Annotated in this window: 1 protein-coding gene and 1 pseudogene; both read left to right on the forward strand. The window is 42.5% G+C overall.

Features of this window, described 5'->3' with window-relative positions:
- Positions 1 to 76 precede the first annotated feature (76 nt).
- Positions 77 to 2,200: a phage tail tape measure protein gene (locus tag BN202_RS08725; RefSeq protein WP_019220265.1), complete on the forward strand. Its 2,124-nt coding sequence runs from the start codon at positions 77 to 79 to the stop codon at positions 2,198 to 2,200.
- A gap of 5 nt (positions 2,201 to 2,205) precedes the next feature.
- Positions 2,206 to 2,291, forward strand: a pseudogene (locus BN202_RS10510) (phage tail protein); the annotation flags it as partial.

The following is a 2,291-nucleotide window of genomic DNA, read 5'->3' on the forward strand; positions in this document are numbered from 1 at the left end:
CTTTCAGAGATGATGGAAATGGACCGCAAGAACTCATATTCTGGCGAAAACAAGCAGCAGAAAGGTATAAAACAAAATGAGTGAAAAAGTTGCTGATGCAAAGGTAAAGTTGTCTCTTGAAGACCAACTTACCAAGCCTCTCAAACGTATACAAGAGCATTTTAAGAAATTGTCTCATAGTTTGAGTATTCCACGCTTTTCTGCTGCTGTACAAAACATGACAAGAAGCCTTCATGGCGTTCAAAGTGCTCTTGGTGTAGCTGCAAGCCGTGCTTCAGTCTTTACCGGTGTCCTAGGGCTTGCTGGGGGTGGTCTTGTGGCAAGTATAACCGCCGTTACCATGAAAACCATGCATATGGGCGATAGTCTTTATCATGCATCTCACCATTTAGGCATGAGTGTTACAGCACTTCAATTATGGGGAGATGCGGCCGATAATTCAGGATATTCCGCCGAACTCTTTCAACAATCCTTGGCAACCTTAAATAGGCGTTCTGCGCAAGCATATGCCGGACAACAAAGAGGCATTATGGGATTTGAAGCGCTTGGTATTTCTGTCAAAAATGCTTCTGGTAAACTCAAATCAAATTCTCTCTTACTAGAAGAAATTACTGAAAAAATGAGTAAGATGAAAAATCAAGCACAAAGGCAGCGTATTGCTGCTCTGTTGTTTGGTGGGGATGGTAAAGAAATGGCTGCCATGCTTTCACAAGGTATGGCACCTATTAAAGAACTCTTTGCAAAGGCGAGAAAAGGAAAATGGCTGATAGGTGCTGATGTTGCACGCTATGCAGCAGATTTAAGTGACAAGCTTGGTGCCTTTAAGAAAAAAATAGGCGGTATTGCAAGCTTTATTGGCGCACGTTTCATGCCCGTGATCAATGATATGATTGATGCGTTTTCAAAGTTGATTGATGAAAACCGTGATCTTATCCAAACAACCGTGGCAAGCTGGGCAAAAACCTTAAAACAAACTTTCAAGGATTTGCTTAATCCTACCTCTGATTTAAGAAGAGGCATCAGCGATCTTACAGAGAGGATTAAAGGCTGGTTTCAATGGATGGAGCCGTTGATTGGTGAAATAACCCTCTTTAAGGTAGGTCTTGTTGCCCTTGGTTCCTTTATTTTTGGTCCACTCATTGCCGCATTAGCAGCGGTTGGTGTCGCATTTGTTACCCTTGGTTATACGATGATGACCACCCCTATCGGTTGGCTCATTGGCGGTATTGTAGCACTTGTTGCACTCTATAAATATTGGGGCAAACTCAATGGTTGGATGGCTGCATCCTTAGCCGCAGTTGGAGCAGTTCTTACCGTAGCATTCATTGCAGCAATGATACCGGCTGCTTCTGCAATTGCCGGTCTTGCCGTAACGCTTATAGCTTCACTCATTCCAGCAATAACCACCGTTGGTTCTGCTTTTATATCCCTTGGTATCACAATCATGACCACACCTATTGGCTGGATAATGGCTGGCATTGCAGCCCTTGTCGGTGCTGGATATCTCCTTTATAAAAATTGGGATACAGTCATGAATTTCTTACGCAATTTATGGAATTCTTTGGCTAATTTATGCAGTAATGTTTTTAATAACCTCTTTACGCTCTTTAAAAACTTTTCGCCCCTCTCTTGGATTGCCAAAAAAATCAACGCATTGATTGAGTGGTTGTTTGGAGTCAATCTCATGGATGCAGGTGCCCATCTGATTGGAGGGTTATGGGATGGCATCAAAAGCAAATGGAATGCTCTCTCCGATTGGTTTAGCGGCATGATTAACACATTAACCAGTTGGATGCCAAACTGGATGAGAGAAAAGTTGGGATTTAGTGCTACAATTGATAAAACTTCGACCCAAACCATTAAAACCTTTACCGATGAAACCAATGCACGAGCAAAAAGAATGCTTGAGACAGCAACTGTTTCCAATGCTCCATCAGGAAAAGGCAAGAGCGGTTTTAATACAGGCATAGTTGAAACAGGACAAATGCAGGCGACAAATGCAAAAGCGGGTGCCTTTAAAACTCCAAAGCCTATTACGGTTCACAAACCCGTTGAAGTAGATGCGCGTGTAACCATTACAAATCTCAATATTTCAGTACCAAATGGTCTCAAGGACGAAATCAGAGACGCTGTCAATCAAGCCCTTGAACACTATGCCAAACAACAGCGTTTGGCTATCGCTTCTAGCCTTTCGGATTAATCATCATGATGTTAGCTTTAGGTCGTTTTATCTTTTCCATTGAAACAGCAGCTTATCAAGCCCTCGATATGACCTATAACATTCCATGGGT

The sequence above is a fragment of the Bartonella florencae genome (assembly GCF_000312525.1).
In the GTDB taxonomy this organism is placed as follows: domain Bacteria; phylum Pseudomonadota; class Alphaproteobacteria; order Rhizobiales; family Rhizobiaceae; genus Bartonella; species Bartonella florencae.

Excerpts from the sequence above, each read along its gene's own strand:
- BN202_RS08725 (WP_019220265.1), top strand. The coding sequence starts at position 77 with ATGAGTGAAAAAGTTGCTGATGCAAAGGTAAAGTTGTCTCTTGAAGAC.